This is a genomic window from Burkholderia sp. Bp9142 (assembly GCF_003853415.1).
Taxonomy (GTDB): domain Bacteria; phylum Pseudomonadota; class Gammaproteobacteria; order Burkholderiales; family Burkholderiaceae; genus Burkholderia.
Window position 1 is genome coordinate 48,295 of sequence record NZ_QTPP01000041.1, and the last position, 21,799, is coordinate 70,093.

Consider the following 21,799-nt stretch of genomic DNA (forward strand, 5'->3'; position numbering starts at 1 on the left):
CCGGATTCTTTTCTTTTTCCACGACGACACCCGATTGCTATGTTGCTGATTCCGGCCATCGATCTCAAAGACGGTCAGTGTGTGCGCCTCAAACAAGGCGATATGGACCAGGCCACGATTTTCTCCGAGGACCCGGCGGCGATGGCCCGCAAGTGGGTCGATCTCGGCGCCCGGCGACTGCATCTGGTCGACCTGAACGGCGCGTTCGCCGGCAAGCCGAAGAATCTCGAGGCGATCGAAGCGATCCTCGACGAAGTCGGCGACGAAATCCCCGTGCAGCTCGGCGGCGGCATCCGCAGCCTCGAGACGATCGAGAAGTATCTCGACGCCGGCCTTTCCTACGTGATCATCGGCACGGCGGCCGTGAAGGATCCGGGCTTCCTGCAGGACGCGTGCACCGCGTTCGCGGGCAACATCATCGTCGGCCTCGATGCGAAGGACGGCAAGGTTGCGACCGACGGCTGGAGCAAGCTGACGGGCCACGAGGTGATCGATCTCGCGCGGAAGTTCGAGGACTACGGCGTCGAATCGATCGTCTATACGGACATCGGCCGCGACGGGATGCTGCAGGGCATCAACATCGAGGCGACCGTGAAGCTCGCGCAGGCGGTCGGCATTCCGGTGATTGCCAGCGGCGGGCTGTCGAACCTCACCGACATCGAGAACCTCTGCGAAGTGGAGGAACATGGCGTCGAAGGCGTGATCTGCGGCCGTGCGATCTACTCCGGCGATCTCGATTTCGCGGCCGCGCAAAAGCGCGCGGACGAACTGAACGGCGAACTCGACAACGCGTAAGCGCGGTCGTTCCGTTCGCCGGGGCTGCCAGCAGGCGGCCCCGACCGGAAGCCTCGCGCGAGGCTTCCGTAACCGGCCGTCCCATCGCGGCATTTGGCGCAACATCATGGCTCTAGCTAAACGCATCATCCCCTGCCTGGACGTGACTGCCGGGCGTGTCGTCAAGGGCGTCAACTTCGTCGAACTGCGCGATGCCGGCGACCCCGTCGAAATCGCCCGCCGCTACGACGACCAGGGCGCCGACGAACTGACGTTCCTCGACATCACCGCGACCTCCGACCAGCGCGACCTGATCCTGCCGATCATCGAAGCCGTCGCGTCGCAGGTCTTCATTCCGCTGACCGTCGGCGGCGGCGTGCGCGCCGTCGAGGACGTGCGGCGCCTGTTGAATGCCGGCGCGGACAAGGTCAGCATGAATTCGTCGGCGGTCGCCAACCCGCAGCTCGTGCGTGACGCGGCCGACAAGTACGGCTCGCAGTGCATCGTCGTCGCGATCGACGCGAAGCGCGTGTCGGCCGACGGCGAGACGCCGCGCTGGGAAGTCTTCACGCACGGCGGCCGCAAGAACACGGGCCTCGACGCGATCGAATGGGCGCGCAAGATGGCCGAGCTCGGCGCGGGCGAGATCCTGCTCACGAGCATGGACCGCGACGGCACGAAGTCGGGCTTCGACCTCGCGCTCACGCGCGGCGTGTCGGACGCGGTGCCGGTGCCGGTGATCGCGTCGGGCGGCGTCGGTTCGCTGCAGCACCTCGCGGACGGCATCAAGGACGGCCGCGCCGATGCGGTGCTGGCCGCGAGCATCTTCCACTACGGCGAGCACACGGTCGGCGAGGCGAAGCGCTTCATGGCCGACCAGGGCATCCCGGTGAGGCTGTGATGAATACCGAAACGAAATCCCTGCCCGCGTGGCTCGACAAGGTCCGCTGGGACGACAACGGCCTCGTGCCGGTGATCGCGCAGGAAGCGTCGACGAACGACGTGCTGATGTTCGCGTGGATGAACCGCGAGGCACTGGCGAAGACGATCGAGACGCGGCGCGCGGTCTACTATTCACGTTCGCGCAAGCGCCTGTGGTTCAAGGGCGAAGAGTCGGGCCACGTGCAGCACGTGCACGAGGTGCGGCTCGACTGCGACGAGGACGTGGTGCTGCTGAAGGTCGAGCAGGTGTCGGGCATCGCGTGCCACACCGGCCGGCATTCGTGCTTCTTCCAGAAATTCGAAGGCACCGTGGACACCGGCGACTGGGTCGCGGTCGAGCCGGTGCTGAAAGATCCCGAACACATCTACAAATGACGCAATCGACCGAAGACACGCTGCTGCGCCTCGCGGCCGTGATCGATAGCCGCAAGGGCGGCGACCCTGAACAATCGTACGTGTCGCGTCTGTTCCACAAGGGCGACGACGCGGTGCTGAAGAAGATCGGCGAAGAGGCGACCGAAGTCGTGCTGGCCGCGAAGGACGTGCGCCAGGGCGGCGCGCCGACGGCGCTGGTCGGCGAGGTGGCCGATCTGTGGTTCCACTGCCTGGTGATGCTGTCGCATTTCGACCTGAGCCCGGCCGACGTGATCGCCGAACTCGAGCGCCGCGAAGGGCTGTCGGGCATCGAGGAAAAGGCGCTGCGCAAGCGCCGCGAGCGCGAGGAAAACGGCGGGTGACGGCAGACGGCCTGCCGCGCCGGCAACAGTGCGGTAAGCTGTAAGAATTGTCATCTAACGGGGGTAGCATCATGACCGATACGCCGAGCCAGTTTCCGACGCCGTCGGTGCCGGACGCAGCGGACGCCGAGCGGCTGAACGGTTTGCGCACGCTGACGCACGTGCTGTACGGCCTCTACGCGATTCATTGGCTGACGGGCGGCGTCACCGGCATCATCGCGATCATCATCAACTACGTGAAGCGCGGCGATGTGGCCGGCACGCCGTATGCCGATCATTTCGAGTGGCAGATTCGCACGTTCTGGCGCGCGCTGATTGCGTATGTGATCGGCTTCGCGCTGATGTTCGTGGTGGTGGGATTCGTCATCATGTTTGTCACATGGATCTGGACGCTGTACCGTATCATCAAGGGTTGGCTGTACCTGAACGACAACAAGACGCTCGATCCGCAGGCCTGGTTCTGACCGGCGCGCGGGCGTTTCGCAGGAGCAACATGAGTCACGATCCGAATTGCCTGTTCTGCAAGATCGCGGCGGGCGAGATCCCGAGCACGAAGGTGCACGAGGACGACGAATTCGTCGCGTTCCGCGACATCCGCCCGGCGGCCGAGACGCACGTGCTCGTGATTCCGCGCCGGCACCTGCCGACGCTGTCGGCGGCGAGCGAGGACGATGTGCCGATGCTCGGCCGACTGATGCTGCTCGTCGCGCGTCTGGCCGACCAGCTCGGCGTCGCCTACACGGGCGGCGAAACCGGTTTTCGCACGGTGATCAACACAGGCCCCGGCGGCGGGCAGGAGGTCTACCACCTGCACGCGCATATCCTGGCCGGCCCGCGCCCGTGGCTGCGGATGGGTTGACGCGGCGGGGCGTTTCCCCGCATCGATAGTCGAAGCCGGCGTGCCGCCGGCGATTTGCGCCGCGACGCGGCGTGGTTGAGGAGAGGTTTCATCATGGGTGGATTGAGCATTTGGCACTGGCTGATCGTGCTGCTGATCGTCGCGCTGGTTTTCGGTACGAAGAAGCTGCGCAACATCGGCAACGACCTCGGCAGCGCCGTGAAGGGTTTCAAGGACGGCATGAAGGAAGGCGAGACGCCGGCGGACGCGCAGCAACTGCCGCGCTCGGGCTCGGTCGACGTCAACGCGAAGGAAACGACGCGTTCCGACTCGAACAAGGCGTAACGCCGGCACGCTGACAGGCATTCGCGATGCTGGATCTTGGTCTTTCGAAGATGGCGCTGATCGGCGTCGTCGCGCTCGTGGTGCTCGGCCCCGAGCGCCTGCCGCGCGTCGCGCGCACGGCGGGCGCATTGTTCGGCCGCGCGCAGCGGTACATCAACGACGTGAAGGCCGAGGTCTCGCGCGAAATCGAACTCGACGCGTTGCGGACGATGAAGACCGATTTCGAGTCGGCCGCGCGCAATGTCGAGACGACGATTCACGACAACCTGCGCGAGCATGAGAAGGAACTGAACGACACGTGGAATTCCGCGGTCGGCGGCCTTAACGAAGGCTCGGTCGATGCCGGCACGTACGGCTCCGACACGCCGGCGGCGCCGTCGTGGCGCGGCAGCACGGCCGCGCTCGCGTCGAAGCGTCGCAACTGGCGTGTGAAGCAGGCGGCGACGCCTGTCTGGTACAAGCGCGCGACCACCCGCCGCACACACGTGCAGTCGGGCGCCGCACGTGTCGCGCGCCATCAGCCGGCCAGCCTGCGCCGGCCGACGCGCTTCTTCTGAGCCGAGCGCATGCTCGCTCGTCAATCCTACCGAGGGCCGGTGTGAGCGACCCCCAGCAGAATCCGGGCGACGCCCCGGAAGAAACCTTCATTTCCCATCTCGTCGAGCTTCGCGATCGCATCATTCGCGCGGGGCTGGCCGTGATCGTCGTGTTCCTCGGGCTCGTGTACTGGGCGCCCGACATCTTCCGGCTGCTCGCGCGGCCGCTGATGGAAAACCTGCCGAAGGGCGGCAGGATGATCGTGACCGACGTCACCGGTTCGTTCTTCGTGCCGATGAAGGTCACGATGCTCGTCGCGCTCGTGATCGCGTTGCCGGTCGTGCTGTACCAGATCTGGGCGTTCGTCGCACCGGGCCTGTACCAGCACGAGAAGAAGCTCGTCGTGCCGCTCGTCGGCAGCAGCTACGTCCTGTTCCTGGGCGGGATGGCATTCGCGTACTTCCTCGTGTTCCCGACGATCTTCCGCGTGATGGCGCACTATAACGCGCCGCTCGGCGCGGAGATGTCGACCGACATCGACAACTACCTGAGCTTCGTACTCGGGATGTTCATCGCATTCGGGGTGACGTTCGAGGTGCCGATCGTCGTCGTGCTGCTCGTCCGGATGGGCGTGCTGACGCTGAAGAAGCTGAAGGAGATGCGGCCGTACGTGATCGTCGGCGCGTTCGTCATCGCGGCGGTCGTCACGCCGCCGGACGTCTTCTCGCAGCTGATGCTCGCGCTGCCGCTCATCGTGCTGTTCGAGATCGGGCTGCTGGCCGCGCGGTTCTTCGTGCCGAAGCCGGCGGCAGAACCCGAGGCGGAGAACGGCGCCGCGAGTTGACGAAGGCGCGGCGCGCGTTGGCCGGCAGGATGGCCACCGTCGATGCCCCCTCCGCATCGTTGAAGCACGACAGGTGACGGGAACGAGCAGCCGGTGAGGGCGAACGTGGCGTCACCGCGGTGAAAGCGCTTCGATGCAAAGCAAAAGGGCAGCTCAAAACGGGCTGCCCTTTTCATTTCCGTCTGCCTGCAAGCGGTGCATAGGCACCGCCTGCCGGACGTCACTCGCTGTCGCTGTCCTGTTCGTCGAGCGTCTGCTTCGGCGGCGGCGGGCGCTTGCCGATCACGACGTTCACGTCGAACTCCTTGCCCTTGCGCACGACGTGCACCTTGGTCGCTGTGCCCGGCTTGATCTGCGCGACGGTGTTCAGCAGCTTCGTCGTATCGGTGATTTCGTCGCCGTTCACGCTCACGAGGATGTCGCCCGGCTTGATGCCGGCCTTGTCGGCCGGGCCGCCCTGCAGCACGCCCGCGACGATCGCGCCCGACTTCTGCTGGAGCCCGAACGACTCGGCGATCTCCGGCGTGACGTCCTGCGGCTCGACGCCGATCCAGCCGCGCGTGACCGAGCCCGTCGTGATGATGCTTTCGAGCACGGTGCGCGCGGTCGACACGGGGATCGCGAAGCCGATGCCGAGCGAGCCGCCCGAGCGCGAGTAGATCGCCGTGTTGATGCCGAGCAGGTTGCCGTTCACGTCGACCAGCGCGCCGCCCGAGTTGCCGGGGTTGATCGGCGCGTCGGTCTGGATGAAGTTCTCGAACGTGTTGATGCCGAGGTGATTGCGGCCGAGCGCGCTGATGATCCCCATCGTGACCGTCTGGCCGACGCCGAACGGGTTGCCGATCGCGAGCACGACGTCGCCGACCCGCGACTGGTCCGAGCGGCCGAGCGTGATCGTCGGCAGGTTCGTCATGTTGATCTTCAGCACGGCGAGGTCGGTTTCGGGGTCGATACCGATCACCTTCGCGGTGGCCGTGCGGCCGTCGGCAAGCGCAACCTCGATCTGATCGGCGCCGTCCACGACGTGCTGGTTCGTTAGAATGTAACCTTCCGGGCTCACGATAACGCCGGAGCCGAGGTTGGCGGCGGGTTCGTCCTGCTGCTTGCGGGCGTTGCGGTCGCCGAAGAAGTAGCGGAACAGCGGATCCTTCGCGCGCGGATCGGGCGGCAGCGAGCCGTCCTTGCTGGAGAAGACGTTGACGACGGCGGGCATCGCCTTTTGCGCGGCCTCGGCATACGAGGTGGTCGCCGGGGCACCGCCGATGCCCGGCGCGACTTCCCGCAGCGCGACGATCGGCGTGGCGAGCTGCTTGCCGAGCTGTCCTTGCCGTTGCAGCCATTGCGGCTTGAGCGTCACGACGATGAACATCAGCGCGAGCAGTACGGTCACCGCCTGCGCGAAGAACAGCCAGAAGCGTCTAAGCATCTGAATGGATTAGAGGTTTATATGGATCGGATCGAACTCGAATTGTACTTGAACAATACCCTTGAAATCGCGCGCTTCAAGGACTATTGCCCGAACGGCCTGCAGGTCGAGGGGCGCCGCAAGATCGAGAAGATCGCCACCGGCGTGACGGCGTCGGTGGCCTTCCTCGAAGCCGCGCTCGAATGGGGGGCGGATGCGGTACTCGTCCACCACGGCTATTTCTGGCGCAACGAGGCGCCGCAGATCACGGGCCGCAAGTACCGGCGCCTGAAGCTGCTGCTCGCGAACGACCTGAACCTGTTCGCGTTCCACCTGCCGCTCGACGCGCATCCCGAGTTCGGCAACAACGCGCAGCTCGGCGAGAAGCTCGGACTGATCGGCGAACAGCGTTTCGGCGACGGCGACCTCGGCTGGATGGCCACGCTGCCGATGCCCGTCACGCTCGAGCACTTCGTCGCGAAGGTGGAGAACACCCTTGGCCGCACGCCGCTCGTGCTCGGCGATCCGGAGATGCAGCTGCGCCGCATCGCGTGGTGCACGGGCGCCGCGCAAAGCTATTTCGATGCGGCGATCGAGGCCGGCGCCGACGTGTTCCTGACCGGCGAGGTGTCGGAACCGGTCACGCACGCGTCGGCCGAGAGCGGCGTCGCGTTCGTTGCGGCAGGGCACCATGCGACCGAACGCTACGGAATCCAGGCGCTTGGGCACCACTTGTCCGAAGAATTCGATATCGAACACCTTTTTATCGATATTCATAATCCGGTCTGAACGACGGATTTGCGGCAGCGCACCGAAACTTCGCAATGTAGCAAACGCTTAAAAGTGAAATGATTTAATTGCTCCGATAGTGGGGGAAAACCCTTGACTATCAATTACTTCGAAGGGATTTTCATCTCCGGGCCTTGTAAATGGCGACTCCATTCGAGCAAACTAGCGGCGGAATGGAAAGTCGTGACGGAAAATCCAACTCAGAAGTGGGGCGTGTGATGCGAGACAAGGAAGAGAAACGCGTCGACAGCGGCCGCCGTACCTGGCTGATTGCGACATCCGTAGCAGGTGGCGTGGGAGGCGTAGCCACCGTCATACCTTTCGCGGCGTCGCTTGCGCCGTCCGCGAAAGCGAAAGCGGCCGGTGCACCGGTCGAGGTCGACATCAGCGGCCTGAAGCCGGGCGAAATGGTCACGGTGCCGTGGCGCGGCAAGCCCGTCTGGATCCTGAATCGTACCGATTCGATGCTGGCCGATGTGGTCAAGGCCGACAAGGAAGTGGCCGATCCGACCACGAAATCCCCGTATTCGATGCCGTTGCCCGCGTATTGCGCGAACGAATATCGCGCGCGGGCCGATCGCAAGAACATTCTCGTCGTGATGGCCGTGTGTACGCACCTCGGCTGCACGCCTAGCCAACGCTTCACGCCGGGGCCGCAGCCGAACCTGCCGGACGACTGGCCGGGCGGCTTCCTGTGCCCGTGCCACGGTTCGACCTACGACCTCGCCGGCCGCGTGTTCAAGAACAAGCCGGCGCCTCAGAATCTCGACATCCCGCCCTACATGTTCACGTCGGCGACGACCCTCGTGATCGGCAAGGACGAGAAAGGAGAAGCGTGATGGCCGACAACAAGGAAGTCTCCACGACAGGTCTCACCGGCTGGATCGACCAGCGCTTCCCGCTCACGTCCACCTGGAAGAAGCACGTTTCCGAGTACTACGCGCCGAAGAACTTCAACTTCTGGTACTTCTTCGGCTCGCTCGCGCTGCTGGTGCTCGTCAACCAGATCGTCACGGGCATCTTCCTGACGATGAACTACAAGCCCGACTCGGTGCTCGCGTTCGCGTCGGTCGAGTACATCATGCGCGAGGTGCCGTGGGGCTGGCTGATCCGCTACCTGCACTCGACCGGCGCATCGATGTTCTTCGTCGTCGTGTACCTGCACATGTTCCGCGGGCTGATGTACGGGTCGTACCGCAAGCCGCGCGAACTCGTGTGGATCTTCGGCTGCGCGATCTTTCTGTGCCTGATGGCCGAGGCGTTCTTCGGCTACCTGCTGCCGTGGGGCCAGATGTCGTTCTGGGGCGCGCAGGTGATCGTGAACCTGTTCTCGGCGATCCCGTTCGTCGGCCCCGACCTGTCGTTGTGGATCCGCGGCGACTACGTGGTGTCGGACGTCACGCTGAACCGCTTCTTCGCGTTCCACGTGATCGCGATTCCGCTCGTGCTGATCGGCCTCGTGATCGCGCACCTCGTCGCGCTGCACGAAGTGGGGTCAAATAACCCGGACGGCATCGAGATCAAGGCGAAGAAGGACGCGAACGGCATTCCGCTCGACGGCATCCCGTTCCATCCGTACTACTCGGTGCACGATTTCTTCGGCGTCTGCGTGTTCCTGATGGTGTTCGCGCTGATCGTGTTCTTCGCGCCGGAGATGGGCGGCTACTTCCTCGAGTCGAACAACTTCATCCCGGCGAACCCGCTGCAGACGCCGCCGGAGATCGCGCCGGTCTGGTACTTCACCGCGTTCTACGCGATGCTGCGCGCGACCACCGACCCGTTCAAGATCGTGCTGATGATCGTGATCGCGCTGCTCGGCGTGCTGGCGCTGATCCGCGCGCGCGGCAAGTGGAAGGTCGGGCTGCCGGTGCTGGCCGCGGCGATCGTCGTGTTCATGTTCCTGACGGAATCGAAGTTCTGGGGCGTCGTCGTGATGGGCTCGGCGGTGATCACGCTGTTCTTCCTGCCGTGGCTCGACCGCAGCCCGGTGAAGTCGATCCGCTACCGGCCGCTGTTCCACAAGGTGTTCCTCGGGATCTTCGTCGCGGCGTTCCTGATCCTCGCGTTCCTCGGCACGCGGCCGCCATCGCCGGTCGCGACGCTGATTGCGCAGGGCTGCGCGCTGATCTACTTCGCGTTCTTCCTCGGCATGCCCGTCTGGACGCAGCTTGGCACGTTCAAGCAGCCGCCGGAGCGGGTGCGCTTCAAGCCCCATTAACGTGAGCGAGGAGAGAACGACATGAAGAAACTGCTTTCGACGCTCGCGCTGATCGGGGCGACGGCCGTTGCGCTGCTGGCGGCGCCGGCCGTGCGCGCGGAAGGTAATTTTCCGCTCGACCGGGCGCCCGATAACACGGAAAATCTCGTTTCGCTTCAGCACGGCGCGCAATTGTTTGTAAACTATTGCCTGAACTGCCACAGCGCGAACCTGATGCGCTACAACCGTCTGACGGATCTGGGCATATCCCAGAAGGAGATCGAAACGAATCTCCTGTTCACGACCGACAAGGTTGGGAGCACGATGTCCGTCGCGATGCGGCCCGAAGACGCGAAGAACTGGCTCGGCACCACGCCGCCCGACCTGTCGGTCGAGGAGCGGGCGCGCGGCCGCGACTGGCTGTACACGTATCTGCGGAGCTTCTACCGTGACGATACGCGGCCGACCGGCTGGAACAACGCGGTGTTCGAGAACGTCGGCATGCCCCATGTATTGTGGCAACTGCAGGGGCAGCGCACTGCCAAATTCGAAGACAAGACGGACGAGGAGACGGGCGAGAAGGTCCACACGCTCGTCGGCTTCCAGCAGGTCACGCCGGGGACGTTGTCGTCGCCCGACTATGACGCCGCGGTGGCCGACCTGGTGGCCTATATGACATGGATGTCCGAGCCGGCCCAGCAGACCCGCAAACGCCTCGGCGTGTGGGTGCTGGTCTTTCTCGGTGTCCTGACTTTCCTGGCCTGGCGGCTCAATGCCGCGTACTGGAAAGATATCAAGTAAACACGCCTGACCGGCGTGGGGCCGGCGCAAGGCGGAACCCGTGAAAGGGGTTGCGCCGCGTGCCGGCCCTCGGCTTTTTTGAGGAAACGCAAATATGATGGTTCTGTATTCCGGCACAACTTGTCCGTTCTCCCAGCGTTGCCGGCTGGTGCTGTTCGAGAAGGGCATGGATTTCGAGATCCGTGACGTCGACCTGTTCAACAAGCCGGAAGACATTTCGGTGATGAACCCGTACGGTCAGGTGCCGATTCTGGTCGAGCGCGACCTGATTCTGTACGAATCGAACATCATCAACGAATACATCGACGAGCGCTTCCCGCACCCGCAACTGATGCCGGCCGACCCGGTGCAGCGCGCACGTGCACGCCTGTTCCTGCTCAACTTCGAGAAGGAACTGTTCGTTCACGTCAGCACGCTCGAAAACGAGAAGGGCAAGGCAGCGGAGAAGAACCACGAGAAGGCACGCCTCGCGATCCGCGATCGCCTGACGCAGCTCGCGCCGATCTTCGTGAAGAACAAGTACATGCTCGGCGAGGAGTTCTCGATGCTCGACGTCGCGATCGCGCCGCTGCTGTGGCGTCTGGATCACTACGGCATCGAGCTGTCGAAGAACGCTGCGCCGCTGATGAAGTATGCCGAGCGGATCTTCAGCCGTCCGGCCTATATCGAAGCACTGACGCCGTCCGAAAAGGTCATGCGTCGTTGATGATGCAATGAGGGCATGACGGAGCGGGCGGCGCGGCGTGCTGCGTGCCCGCTCCGGGTTCGAGGATTGTGATGCAAGAGATTTCAACGAAGCCTTATCTGCTGCGCGCGCTGTACGAGTGGTGCACCGATAACGGTTACACGCCGCATATCGCGGTGAGGGTCGACAACTCGACGCGCGTGCCGCGTCAGTTCGTGCGTGACGGCGAGATCGTGCTCAACATCAGCTTCGAGGCGACGAGCCAGCTGCAGATGGGTAACGAGTGGATCGAGTTCACTGCCCGGTTCTCCGGGAAGGCGCACAAGATCGAGATTCCGGTGGCCAACGTGCTCGCGATCTACGCGCGGGAGAACGGGCAGGGGATGGCGTTCCAGGTCGATGCGGTGGCCGGTGAGGGCGAGGATTCGGGTGCGTTCGAAGACGATGCCGCGCAGGACGATGAGGCCCAGCGCGACGAGTCGCCGGCCGTGCTGACGCCGGTCGCCGATCACGGTGCGAATGAAGAACCGTCCGAAGGTGCCGACGAACCGCCGAAAACCGACGGGGATGGCTCGAAAGGCGGCAGCAGACCTCGCCTCAAGATCGTGAAATGAGGTAGAATCTCGCGCTTACGCCGGCTTAGCTCATCTGGTAGAGCAGTTGATTTGTAATCATCAGGTGGCGGGTTCGAGTCCTGCAGCCGGCACCAAATCTGACAAGGGGTTACGCGATGTTTGCGTAGCCCCTTCGCGTTTCCGATTCCCCCTCACGTTTCTAATGCGTGTCAGCGAGACTGCTAACGGGCCACGCGCCGTGCGCGTATCGCGCGGCCACGCCAGGTCCGCTGTGCCCTGCCAATCGTTGCCCCCTCCAACCCTTTGTCGAGCGTCTTGTGCGTCACACCGCGCGCAGGTCGTGGAACTGAAATTTTGCCTTCTCGATGCCGACCAGCTCGCGCGCGGTGTCGAAACGCGAGCGCAGCTTGCCTTTCGTTAGCGGGTATCATCGACACCTTGTTTTCACATAACAGGCGTGTTGGTATAGCTTCCGCATACCCCTCCTGTTACGAACATCAGGGACACGAAAATGCCTGAAGTTAACCCAAACTTATCGCGGCCGCGCGCTCCCGCCCGAATCGAATATCTCAAGGTGCGGAATTTTCGAGCCTTGCGGGAGCTGGAGTTCAAGAACCTTACACCGCTGACCGTGCTGCTAGGCCCGAACGGAAGCGGCAAATCGACGGTATTCGATGTCTTTGCTTTCCTGGCTGACTGTTTCGAACTCGGACTTCGTCGCGCATGGGATAAACGCGGGCGAGGCAAGGAGCTTAAGACAAGGGGAAGCGATGGACCGCTCACCATTGAGATCAAATATCGCGAGCATGGATACCCGCTTATCACCTATCACTTGGCAGTCGACGAGCTGCAGGGGGTGCCGGTAGTAGTCGAGGAGTGGTTGAAATGGAAGCGCGGTAGTCACGGTCAGCCATTTCGTTTCCTCGATTACCGGGAAGGTAAAGGGCGCGCGATTAGTGGAGAGGTTCCAGACGAGCAGGACCACCGTGTAGAGACGCCATTACAGTCTCCGGATCTGCTTGCAGTCAACGCTTTGGGGCAGTTTGCGGGCCACCCACGTATCGCCGCACTGCGTGAATTCATTACCGGATGGTACGTATCGTATCTATCTGCGGACAGTGCACGCGGTCAGCCGGAGGCTGGACCGCAGGAGCGCCTTAGCCGTAGCGGCGACAACTTAGCGAATGTCATCCAATACCTGGCCGAGCAACACAGCGAGCGGCTCGACCACATTTTCGACGTGTTGCGACGCCGCGTGCCGAGAATTGAACGTGTACTGGCCGAGACCATGCCAGATGGTCGTTTGCTTCTTCAAATCAAAGATGCGCCGTTCAGCAGTCCGGTACTCGCGCGATTCGCATCGGACGGCACATTGAAAATGCTGGCGTACCTGTTGCTGCTAAACGACCCCGCACCTCCACCATTTATCGGCATTGAAGAACCCGAAAACTATCTGCACCCGCGGCTTCTTCCTGAACTTGCTGAGGAATGTCGCGTCGCGGCGGCGTCTACACAGTTGTTGGTGACGACACATTCACCTTTCTTTCTGAACAGCGTGCGGCCAGAGGAGGTACGGGTCCTTTGGCGAGACGAACAGGGCTATACGCAGGCTCGCCGCGCGGCGGATTTGCCGGGGGTGAGCGAATTTGTAAGCCACGGCGCGCTGCTCGGGCACTTGTGGATGGAGGGGCAACTTGGGGTCGGTGATCCGTTGGTTAACCAAGGGGCGCCTACGCGACCGCTAACGATAGGGTCGTGACGATGGCCGCAAATCACCTTGTGTTCTTGGTTGAGGAGCCCTCAATGGAGGCATTCCTCCGTGGGTTGCTGCCTAGGTTGATACCAGTGGACTGTGGTTCCGAAGTACATGCATTCCAAGGGAAGGCGGACCTATTGGGCAAACTGGAAGCACGCCTCAAGGGATACGCTCAGTGGCTGCCGAACGACTGGCGATTGTTTGTTATTGTTGACCGCGACGACGACGATTGCAGGGAACTGAAGGCGAACCTCGAAGCAATGGCGCAGCGAGCCGGGTTGGTTACTCGCAGCCGCGCTGGCGACGCGCAGTGGCAAGTGGTCAATCGCATCGCTGTGGAGGAGCTTGAAGCTTGGTATTTCGGGGATTGGTCGGCGGTAAAGGAGGAATATCCCAGGGTTTCGCGTGACGTTCCTCAACGTCGTGGATTGCGCGAGCCAGATGCGATCTTGGGGGGAACGTGGGAGACGTTTGAGCGAGTCATGCAGAATCACGGGTACTTCAAGGAGGGTTTGCCCAAGATCGATACTGCACGCCGTATTGCTGCCCGCGTAACCCCGGATCAAAATAGGTCGCCGAGTTTTCAGGCATTTCACGCAGCATTGATGGAGGCACTTTCATAAGGTGTGCGCGTTTCCAATCGGTCGCGGACTTTTGCCATGTAAGGCTGAGAAGCCGAAGCAAACGAGAGTTTTGGAAACGCGATATTCCTCTAGGTCATTGTAATTGTTGATTTTTTCAAGTGCTTTGTAATCATCAGGTGGCGGGTTCGAGTCCTGCAGCCGGCACCAAATCCGAAAAGGGGTTACGGAATTTTTCCGTAACCCCTTTTTCGTTTGTGGCGCCGTGTCCATGACCGCCGGAACCCTGAACGGTCGTGCATACACGCAGCCGACCGGCGGCATTTCCCGCTTCCTGCGCCATGCATTTCCGGCAGGCAGCACACATCGCCACGCCCCCGTTTTCCTGTCACGCCCGCGTCACGCTGCCCCCCTAAGGTTGCACGTTCCCGTCGCGGCACCATCGCCGCGATCCGGGCGTGCGTAACCCGCACGCGACGCCGTGCCCGCGTCGCGCAAGCGGCCACCCGGGATCTCGCTCCCGGCAGCGCATCGACCATGCACCGCATCATTCCATTCGAAAACACGATCGACGCCGATCGAGCTGGATCGCGGACGATCAGGAGACAGGGACCATGCTGAGTCCACATGAATTTTCGATGCTGCTGCGCATTGCTCGCGCGCCGGACAGCGTCGACCTGGCGAACCCGGCGTTCGCCGTGCTCGTAGAAAAGCGGCTCGTTGACGATATGCAGGTACGCGTGAATGCGGTGGCCGCGCGCCCGGCGCTGACGCCGATCGGCCAGATGCTGCTTGCGCGCTTCGACGAAGCGGCTTGAAGGAAGGGAGCTGAACCGCAGAAGCGCGTCACGCCTTCGCCGCAGCGAAGGACGTGACGCATTGAACGCTCGGCGAACCGCTTACTGCGCGACCGGCACTGTCACGTCGCTGCCGAACCAGTGCATCGAGATCTTCTTCAACGTGCCTTCCTTGCGCAGCGAATCCAGTGCATCGTTGATCGCTTTCTCGAACTTCGGATTGCCCTTGCGGAACGGGATCGCCATCTCCTGCTTGCCGCCGTTCAGCACCGCACCCGAGCGCAGCGGCAGGTTCGACGTCTTGATCATGTACGGCAGCATCAGGCGGTCGTCGAGCGTCGCCTCGATCCGGCCCGCGGCGAGGTCGCGCAGTTTTTCCGGCGCGCCCGGATACGTCTGCACCTCGATGCCCGGCACGCTGCGCGCCATCTGGTCGTAGTTGGTGCCGAGCGTCACGCCGAGCTTCTTGCCCTTGAAGTCCTCGAGCGACTTGAAGTCGCGCTTGTCGTCCTTGCGCTGGATCAGCTGCGCGGCCGAGTACGTGTACGGCTGGCTGAAGTCGAGCGCTTCCTTGCGCTGCGGCGTGATCGTGACCTGGTTGACGATCACGTCGAACTTGCCGGTCTGCAGGCCCGCGATGATGCCGCTCCATTCGGTCGGGACGAATTGCGTTTTCACGCCGAGCTTGCCGGCGACAGCATTCGCGACGTCGACGTCGAAGCCCTCGAGCTGACCCGACGTGCCGCGCGAGTTGAACGGCGGATACGTGCCTTCGAGGCCGACGCGCAGCACGCCGGCTTTCTTCACCGAATCGAGCAGGTCGTCCGCATGTGCGGCAACGGCCGTGAAGCCGAGGGCCGACGCGAGCAGCAGGCCCGACAGCAGGAACTTCGAACGTTTCATCGCAGATCTCCAGTGTTCAGTGTGGTAATCGAGCGCCGGGCATCGATCATGCCGGGCTGGGCCGGAATACGGGCACGTAGACACTACTCGCAACCGGGCCGCGCCGGAAGTCGAATTGGCCCTGATTGCAATCGATTTCAGCGGGCGAAGGGTGCGCAGCGCAGCGTGGCGACGTGGCTCGTACGTGCCGAACAAGCGTTCGAACCGTTCGCCCTGGCTATTCGGAATGCGCTTAAAAGCGCTCTTTTAAATCAGGTCATTTTTCCGATTCGCGCAGTAATTTGTCTGTAAAATCGCGCGAGCGAAATCGCACAGCGCGCCATCCGAGGGCGCGTCAAAAGAACAAAAGGCCGTTGCCATGAACATGCAGAACACTGTTGCCGCATTGCGCGGCGGGTTGCTTCAGCAGGACCGGCTGCTGAAGCTCGATACGCCGTTGGGCGCCAACGTGCTGACCGTGCAGCGGGCGGTCGGCCGCTCGCGCATCGGGCGCGCGTACGAATTCACGCTCGACGTGCTGTCGACCGATAGCGATCTGGAACTTAAAAAGCTGATCGCGCAGCCGGTCACGTTGTGGATCCAGCAGGGCGATCGCAGCTACCGGCCGATCAACGGGTACGTGCACACCGCGCGCCGCCTCGGCGCCGACGGCGGGCTCACGACCTATCAGCTCACGTTCGCCGATTTCACCCATTTCCTGAAGTTTCGTCGCGACCAGCGGCTCTGGAACGACACGACCGTCGACCAGATCATCAGCGATGTGCTGAACCGGCATCCGCAGGCGCGGGGGCATTTCCGCTTCGCGCTGTCGCAGCCGCTGCCGAGCCGGTCATACACGCGCCAGCACGACACCGACTGGCATTTCGTGCATCGGCTGATGGAGAGCGAAGGCCTCTACGGCACCTGGCAGCAGGCCGACGACGGCAAGTCGCACACGCTCGTGATCACCGACAACCTGCAGGCGTTCGCGCCGCTGTCGCCCGAAACCGTGCGTTTCTATCGAGGCGGCGCGACGAGCGAAGCCGATGCGTTCACGCAATGGTCGGGCACGCGCACGCTGCAGAGCGTGACCCGAACGACGCGCACGTTCGACTACAAGAACCCGTCGCAACCGTCGAACCCGAAGGGCACGACGCTGCCGACGATGGGTGGCCAGGGCGAATTGCCCGACCAGCTCGAAGTCTACGAGTACACCGGTGCGTACACGTATCTGGACCAGACGCGCGGCGACCATCTGACGAAGGTGCGGATGGAGGAGTGGGAGTCGCAGGCGAAGCGCTTCCATGGCGCGGGCGGCGTGCGCGCGATCGATGCCGGCCGGCGCTTCACGCTGTCGGATCATCCCGAGCACGACCGCGATCCCGCCGACCAGCGTGAGTTCGCGGCGATCGGCGTCGAATGGTGGATCGAGAACAACTTGCCGGTCGCGAGCAGCAGCGCGGACTTTCCGTACAGCCTGCGCGACGCGTTGACGCAAGCGCAGGAGGGTTACGGTACCGCGCCCGCGTTTCGCGTGCCGCATGACGACGGCTCAGTTGGCTTCTACCTCGTCGAAGTCGAGGCGCAGCGCGTGAGCGTGCCGTATCGCAGCCCGTTTGAACACGAGAAGCCGAAGATGCATCTCGAAACGGCGATCGTCGTCGGGCCCCAGGGTGAAGAGGTTTATACCGACGAGCTGAACCGGATTCGCGTGCAGTTCGTGTGGGATCGGTTGAATCCGGGCAACGAGAACGCGTCGTGCTGGGTGCGTGTCGTGCAGTCGGATACCGGGGGCGGCTATGGCGGCGTGCACGTGCCGCGCATCGGCGAGGAAGTGCTGATCGACTACGTCGGCGGCGATTGCGACCGGCCGCTCGCGGTCGGTCGTGTGTACAACGGTGCGAACCAGCCGCAGTGGCATAGCGACGGGATTCTCTCCGGATATCGGTCGAAAGAGTATTCGGGCAGCGGCTACAACCATCTCGTGATGGACGACGCGACCGGGCAGAACCGCGTGCAGTTGATGAGCAGCAGCGCGAACAGCCTGCTGCATCTCGGCTACCTCATCGACCAGAACGGCAATTCGCGCGGGTCGTATCTGGGCAGTGGCTTCGACCTGCGCTCGGATGCGTATGGCGCGGTGCGGGCGAGCCAGGGCCTGTACGTCACCACCCATCCGAAGGCGCCGAACAGCCAGCCGCTCGACGTGAAGGAAGCGCAGCAGCAACTCGTGACGGGCGAGAGCCTGGTCGAGGCGATGTCGGGCGTGAGCGAGCAGCATCAGGCGGAGAGCCTGAAGGAAGCACACGACACGATGCGCGCGTTCACCGACGCGACGCAGGACAGTGCGTCGGGCAACGCGTCCGGCGGCCGCACGGCAGGCGGCGGCACGGGCAGCGCGAATGCGTTCAAGGAGCCGGTGATGCTGTTCGGCAGCCCGTCGGGGATCGGGATGTCGACGCAGCAATCGCTGCACATGGTCGCGAACGATCACGTGAACGTCGCGAGCGGACAGAGCGTGCATGTCGCGGCGGGCAAGTCGCTGATCGGTAGCATCGGGCAGAAGCTGAGCCTGTTCGTGCAGAACGCGGGGATGAAGCTGTTCGCGGGCAAGGGCAAGGTCGAGATCCAGGCGCAGTCGGACAACGTCGAGGTGACCGCGCAGAAGGCGGTGAAGGTCGTATCGGCGACGGACCGGATCGAAATCGCGGCCGATCAGGGAATTCTGCTGACGAGCGGCGGCGGGTATATCCGCATCCAGGGCGGCAATATCGAGATTCATACGCCTGGCGCGGTGGATGTGAAGGGGGCATCGCATACGTTCGCCGGGCCGGCGAGCATGGGGTATCCGTTGCCGAGTCCGCGGCCGGATCAGCCGGGGCAACTGGAGTTGTTTCACAAGTATGTGAACGGCGAGGCGGTGAAGGGCGGGCTGTTCACGGTGAGAGACGTGAATGGCGCCGTGCTGAAGAAGGGCGCGCTCGACAACAGTGGCTATACGGCCGTGAGCGGTTTGCCGCCGGGGGCGGTGCGTGTCGAGTTCGGGAAGGATCCGCGCGAGTCGGATCAGCCGGCGAATTACTTTAAGCAGGCGCAGTGGCCAGTCGAGCCTGTTGAGCCGTCGCCGCAGGCGGCGCAGGCCGCAGCGACGGAGCAGCTCGCGAGCCAGTTGAAGGGGATGGCACCTGCGGCGACGACGGCTGCGATGGGGCTTGCGAGCGGAGGTGGGGCCGGCGCTGCGTTAGGCGGACTGGCCAGTTCTGCGTTGCCGGCTGCGGCAAGTGCACTGGGTGGGGCAGGCGCTGTTTCCGCGCTACAGACGGCTTCGAGCCTGGGCAGTGCTGCGAAGCAGGTGGCCGGGATGGTTCAGGCGGCGCGCCAGGGCGGGCTCGCGGCGCTGGCCACGCCGGTTGCGAATGCGGCGTCCGGTGCAGTGCAGGGCGCGCTACCAGGTGTCGCCGGGATCGCCGGCAAGGGCGCTACGACGGTGGCATCCGCTGCCGGTGCGACCGGCATGAAGCTGCCGACGAGCGGGTTCGGCGGACCGCTGAAATCCTGAGAGGGCGGCTTGTCAGCCGTCTTGAAAAAACGATTTGAACGAAGAACGACATGGCACAACAACTTCCACCGGGCGCAGAGAAGGAACAGGCCGTTTCCTGGCTCAGCGATATTTCCCCGAAAGATGTCGCGGCGGGGGGCGACCGTTTCAATAAGTGGTTGCTCAAGATCAGCGGCAATCACATTTCGTTCGAGGATCTCAAGACCTTCGCAAGCGCAGTGCCGATCATCGGCAACCTGATGGCGTTTTACGACGCGGTCTGCGACATCGTGATGATCGTCGAGAAGCGCCACGCCGATCTGCTCGATTACCTCGGGCTTGCGATCAACCTGATCGGGGTTATTCCAGTTCCGCCGCCGCTGGCATCGTTCCGACTGTCGGCGCGGCCGCTGCTGGCGCTCGTGCGCAATCAGTTGCTGGTGTCTCGCGGCAATCTCGGCGCGGCGCTTATCTCGGTGCTCGTCACGCATGTCAACGCCGCGGCCGCGACCGAAATCGAAAACTTCCTGAAGACCCTGCAGGACGTTCTTGTCGAACTGCTGAACGACTGCGCGCACAAGGCGCAGGAATTGATGGTCGGTATTGCCACCGGGCTGGAGCTCGCACTCAAGGGGCAAATTTTCGACAGCAGCACGAACGTGCGACGTACTGCGCAGATCGCTCAGAAGATGGACAAGCGGTCCTGGTACAACCCAATGCTGGTGGTTGACGCGATCGAGTACGGTTACGAAGGTTCGATCGCGTTGGGGAAGGAAGCCGGGAACGCGACGGTGGGAACTGCTGCGAAGCTCGCCCCGGATTCGTGGCTGCAACCGTTCCGCGATATCGTCGCATTCCTGAAGGCCGAGGCGCCGAAAGTCGCGAAGGCGATCCGCGATCTGAATGGCAGCGAGGAAGGCAAGATGCTGTGGCTGATCGCGCAAGTGATCGAGGCCGTGGCAAGGGTGCGCGCGCGCGGGAAGCTTCATGAGAAGACCGCCGACGTGCCGCCCGGCGGCAAGGGGAAGGCGCAGCATGAGCGTCCTCAGGAGCCGGCGGGTGCAACCGGGCAGCAGGCGCATGCGGAAGGCGCTGGCCAGAGTCCTTGCAAAGGGTGTCAGATTGGTGCCTCGAAGGCGTCGATTGATTTCGCATTCGGCGACGAGACGTTCACGCATACCGACTTTGATCTGCCCGGCGCACTACCGCTCGTCTGGGCGCGTACGTACCGGTCGCGCCTCTCCGCATACGATAACGGCGAACTCGGCGCGCGGTGGCTCACCCCGTACACGACGCGCATCGACGTCGAAGGCGAGACCTGGTTCTACCGCGATGCCAGCGGGCGCAGCCTTGAATATCGCGCCCTCGCTGCCGGCAGCGTGCATGATGATCTCTCGGAAAACCTGACGCTGTCGCGACTCGACGATACGTGGGCCACGATTGCATACGGCCATGACGAGTTGCACGTGTACGAACGGCGCGGCAACGCGTTCCGTCTGGCGATGCAGAAGGATCGCGCGGGTAACACGATCACGCTCGACTATGATGCGCTCGGCCGCGTGGCGCGCTTGATCGACGCGAGTGGCAACGTGCTGTCGTTCGAGCACGACAAACAAGGGCGGATCGTACTGATCGAGCAGGTCCTCGAGGACGGCAAGCGCCGTACGCTGGCGAGTTACGCCTATGACGAAGCGGGCGATCTCGTCCGGGCAACCGATCGGCACGGCAACGCGTGGAACTATCAGTACGACCGCCATCTCGTGACGCGCTATACCGATCGCACCGGCCGCGGGATGACGCTTGAATGGGACGGGGCGGCCGCTGACGACAACGCTAACGCGAAATGCGTGCGCGAGTACGCGGACGACGGCAGTCTCGATATCCGCCTTGCGTGGCATCCGAACATTCGGCTGACCTACGTGACCGATGCACTCGGTCAGATGACGCGCTATTACTTCAACATCAAGGGGTACGTCTACCGAATCGCCTATCCGGATGGAAACGAGGAGTGGTTCCGCCGCGACGAGCACAACAATCTGACGCTGCACATTCTGCAGGACGGCAGCATCGAGCAGATGCGTTATGACGCACGCGGTAACCGGACGTGGCACGAGCGCGCCGACGGCAGCATCGTCGAGATGGCATACGACGACAAGGATCAGATGATCCGGCTCGTCGATCCGAACGGGCATGTGTGGCAGCGCAAGTACGACGATGCGGGCAACCTCGTCGAGGAAATCGATCCGCTCGAGCACGCGACGAAGTACGGTTACAACGACAAGGGGTTGCCGACACAGATCACCGATGCGAAGGGCGGCTCGAAGGCGCTTGAATACAACGACGCTGGACAGTTCACGAGCTATACGGACTGCTCCGGAAAGAAGACGGCGTGGCGCTACGACGATATCGGTCGCGTGATCGAGACCAAGGACGCATCGGGAGGCATAGTCGCTTATGGCTATGGTCCGAACGGCCAATTGACGGAGATTCGCTCGCCGGCCGGCGTCGAACACGTGCAGTACGACGCTGAAGGTCGATTGTTAAGGCATACGGATCAACTCAATCGATCGACGCGATATGGCTACGATGCGGTTGGTCGCATTGCGAGCCGCGCGGATGCGCTGGGGCAGACGATTGCGTATCGCTACGACCGTCTCGGCCGCTTGACCGCGTTGACCGATGCCAACTTTGCGACGTACCAGTTCCACTACGATCCTGCAGGGCGGCTGATCGAGGAAGTCGCGTTCGACGGCAAGTCGACGCGCTATCAATACGA

General features: G+C 63.1%; 22 protein-coding genes and 1 tRNA gene. 21 read left to right on the plus strand and 2 right to left on the minus strand.

Going from position 1 to position 21,799, the window contains the following annotated elements; translation table 11 throughout:
* Nucleotides 1-39 precede the first annotated feature (39 nt).
* From hisA to tatC, 9 genes are all read left to right on the plus strand, one after another.
* On the plus strand, nucleotides 40-795 hold the full coding sequence (gene hisA, locus DIE22_RS31445) for a 1-(5-phosphoribosyl)-5-[(5-phosphoribosylamino)methylideneamino]imidazole-4-carboxamide isomerase (RefSeq protein WP_124501181.1): 756 nt from the start codon (nucleotides 40-42) through the stop codon (nucleotides 793-795).
* Nucleotides 796-901: 106 nt separating this feature from the next.
* A complete protein-coding gene (gene hisF, locus DIE22_RS31450; protein WP_011350732.1) occupies nucleotides 902-1,675 on the plus strand; it encodes an imidazole glycerol phosphate synthase subunit HisF in 774 nt (257 codons plus the stop codon).
* A complete protein-coding gene (hisI, locus tag DIE22_RS31455; RefSeq protein WP_124606877.1) occupies nucleotides 1,675-2,091 on the plus strand; it encodes a phosphoribosyl-AMP cyclohydrolase in 417 nt (138 codons plus the stop codon). The genes hisF and hisI overlap by 1 nt, the downstream gene beginning before the upstream one ends.
* Complete coding sequence (locus DIE22_RS31460) at nucleotides 2,088-2,453, plus strand: phosphoribosyl-ATP diphosphatase (protein WP_044845953.1); 366 nt, start codon at nucleotides 2,088-2,090, stop codon at nucleotides 2,451-2,453. Before hisI ends, DIE22_RS31460 begins: the two co-directional genes overlap by 4 nt.
* Before the next feature lie 71 nt (nucleotides 2,454-2,524).
* Nucleotides 2,525-2,917: a hypothetical protein gene (locus DIE22_RS31465; protein WP_124501183.1), complete on the plus strand. Its 393-nt coding sequence runs from the start codon at nucleotides 2,525-2,527 to the stop codon at nucleotides 2,915-2,917.
* A gap of 29 nt (nucleotides 2,918-2,946) precedes the next feature.
* The gene (locus DIE22_RS31470; protein ID WP_124606878.1) at nucleotides 2,947-3,312 is read left to right on the plus strand and encodes a histidine triad nucleotide-binding protein; all 366 of its coding nucleotides are present in this window, start codon (nucleotides 2,947-2,949) and stop codon (nucleotides 3,310-3,312) included.
* A 93-nt stretch (nucleotides 3,313-3,405) separates the two neighbouring features.
* The gene (gene tatA / locus DIE22_RS31475; protein ID WP_034183658.1) at nucleotides 3,406-3,636 is read left to right on the plus strand and encodes a Sec-independent protein translocase subunit TatA; all 231 of its coding nucleotides are present in this window, start codon (nucleotides 3,406-3,408) and stop codon (nucleotides 3,634-3,636) included.
* Between the two features lie 26 nt (nucleotides 3,637-3,662).
* Entirely contained in the window at nucleotides 3,663-4,193 is a 531-nt protein-coding gene (gene tatB / locus DIE22_RS31480; protein WP_124501185.1) for a Sec-independent protein translocase protein TatB, read from the plus strand.
* A gap of 41 nt (nucleotides 4,194-4,234) precedes the next feature.
* Nucleotides 4,235-5,017 (plus strand): twin-arginine translocase subunit TatC, encoded by a 783-nt coding sequence (gene tatC / locus DIE22_RS31485; protein WP_124501186.1) that lies wholly within the window; start codon nucleotides 4,235-4,237, stop codon nucleotides 5,015-5,017.
* A 220-nt stretch (nucleotides 5,018-5,237) separates the two neighbouring features.
* Here tatC and DIE22_RS31490 read toward each other — a convergent pair whose 3' ends face one another.
* Entirely contained in the window at nucleotides 5,238-6,443 is a 1,206-nt protein-coding gene (locus DIE22_RS31490) for a Do family serine endopeptidase (RefSeq protein ID WP_124501187.1), read from the minus strand.
* Between the two features lie 21 nt (nucleotides 6,444-6,464).
* Between DIE22_RS31490 and DIE22_RS31495 the strand changes: the two genes are divergently transcribed.
* The 10 genes from DIE22_RS31495 (at nucleotide 6,465) to DIE22_RS31545 (ending at nucleotide 14,624) form a co-directional block, all read left to right on the plus strand.
* A complete protein-coding gene (locus DIE22_RS31495; protein WP_124501188.1) occupies nucleotides 6,465-7,211 on the plus strand; it encodes a Nif3-like dinuclear metal center hexameric protein in 747 nt (248 codons plus the stop codon).
* Between the two features lie 218 nt (nucleotides 7,212-7,429).
* Nucleotides 7,430-8,050 carry a ubiquinol-cytochrome c reductase iron-sulfur subunit gene (gene petA / locus DIE22_RS31500; RefSeq protein WP_034209785.1) on the plus strand — a complete coding sequence of 207 codons (621 nt, stop codon included), beginning with the start codon at nucleotides 7,430-7,432 and terminating at the stop codon, nucleotides 8,048-8,050.
* Nucleotides 8,047-9,429, plus strand: coding sequence for a cytochrome bc complex cytochrome b subunit (locus DIE22_RS31505; RefSeq protein WP_124501189.1), 1,383 nt, complete (start codon nucleotides 8,047-8,049; stop codon nucleotides 9,427-9,429). Before petA ends, DIE22_RS31505 begins: the two co-directional genes overlap by 4 nt.
* A gap of 21 nt (nucleotides 9,430-9,450) precedes the next feature.
* Nucleotides 9,451-10,209: a cytochrome c1 gene (locus DIE22_RS31510; RefSeq protein WP_124501190.1), complete on the plus strand. Its 759-nt coding sequence runs from the start codon at nucleotides 9,451-9,453 to the stop codon at nucleotides 10,207-10,209.
* Nucleotides 10,210-10,303: 94 nt separating this feature from the next.
* Nucleotides 10,304-10,915: a glutathione S-transferase N-terminal domain-containing protein gene (locus DIE22_RS31515; protein WP_006400565.1), complete on the plus strand. Its 612-nt coding sequence runs from the start codon at nucleotides 10,304-10,306 to the stop codon at nucleotides 10,913-10,915.
* Between the two features lie 71 nt (nucleotides 10,916-10,986).
* On the plus strand, nucleotides 10,987-11,508 hold the full coding sequence (locus DIE22_RS31520) for a ClpXP protease specificity-enhancing factor (protein ID WP_124501191.1): 522 nt from the start codon (nucleotides 10,987-10,989) through the stop codon (nucleotides 11,506-11,508).
* A 19-nt stretch (nucleotides 11,509-11,527) separates the two neighbouring features.
* Nucleotides 11,528-11,603 (plus strand) — tRNA-Thr (locus tag DIE22_RS31525).
* 377 nt (nucleotides 11,604-11,980) lie between these two features.
* Nucleotides 11,981-13,228: an AAA family ATPase gene (locus DIE22_RS31535; protein ID WP_124606879.1), complete on the plus strand. Its 1,248-nt coding sequence runs from the start codon at nucleotides 11,981-11,983 to the stop codon at nucleotides 13,226-13,228.
* 2 nt (nucleotides 13,229-13,230) lie between these two features.
* The gene (locus DIE22_RS31540; RefSeq protein ID WP_124606882.1) at nucleotides 13,231-13,848 is read left to right on the plus strand and encodes a DUF4276 family protein; all 618 of its coding nucleotides are present in this window, start codon (nucleotides 13,231-13,233) and stop codon (nucleotides 13,846-13,848) included.
* A 572-nt stretch (nucleotides 13,849-14,420) separates the two neighbouring features.
* Nucleotides 14,421-14,624 carry a hypothetical protein gene (locus DIE22_RS31545; protein WP_124501192.1) on the plus strand — a complete coding sequence of 68 codons (204 nt, stop codon included), beginning with the start codon at nucleotides 14,421-14,423 and terminating at the stop codon, nucleotides 14,622-14,624.
* 81 nt (nucleotides 14,625-14,705) lie between these two features.
* Here the strand turns inward: DIE22_RS31545 and DIE22_RS31550 are convergent, their stop codons facing one another.
* Nucleotides 14,706-15,506 (minus strand): transporter substrate-binding domain-containing protein, encoded by an 801-nt coding sequence (locus DIE22_RS31550; RefSeq protein ID WP_124606880.1) that lies wholly within the window; start codon nucleotides 15,504-15,506, stop codon nucleotides 14,706-14,708.
* Nucleotides 15,507-15,864: 358 nt separating this feature from the next.
* Between DIE22_RS31550 and DIE22_RS31555 the strand changes: the two genes are divergently transcribed.
* Nucleotides 15,865-19,044: a type VI secretion system Vgr family protein gene (locus DIE22_RS31555; protein ID WP_124606881.1), complete on the plus strand. Its 3,180-nt coding sequence runs from the start codon at nucleotides 15,865-15,867 to the stop codon at nucleotides 19,042-19,044.
* Between the two features lie 50 nt (nucleotides 19,045-19,094).
* Nucleotides 19,095-21,799: DUF6531 domain-containing protein (locus DIE22_RS31560; RefSeq protein ID WP_148093202.1), on the plus strand; the 2,705-nt coding region annotated here is incomplete at its 3' end.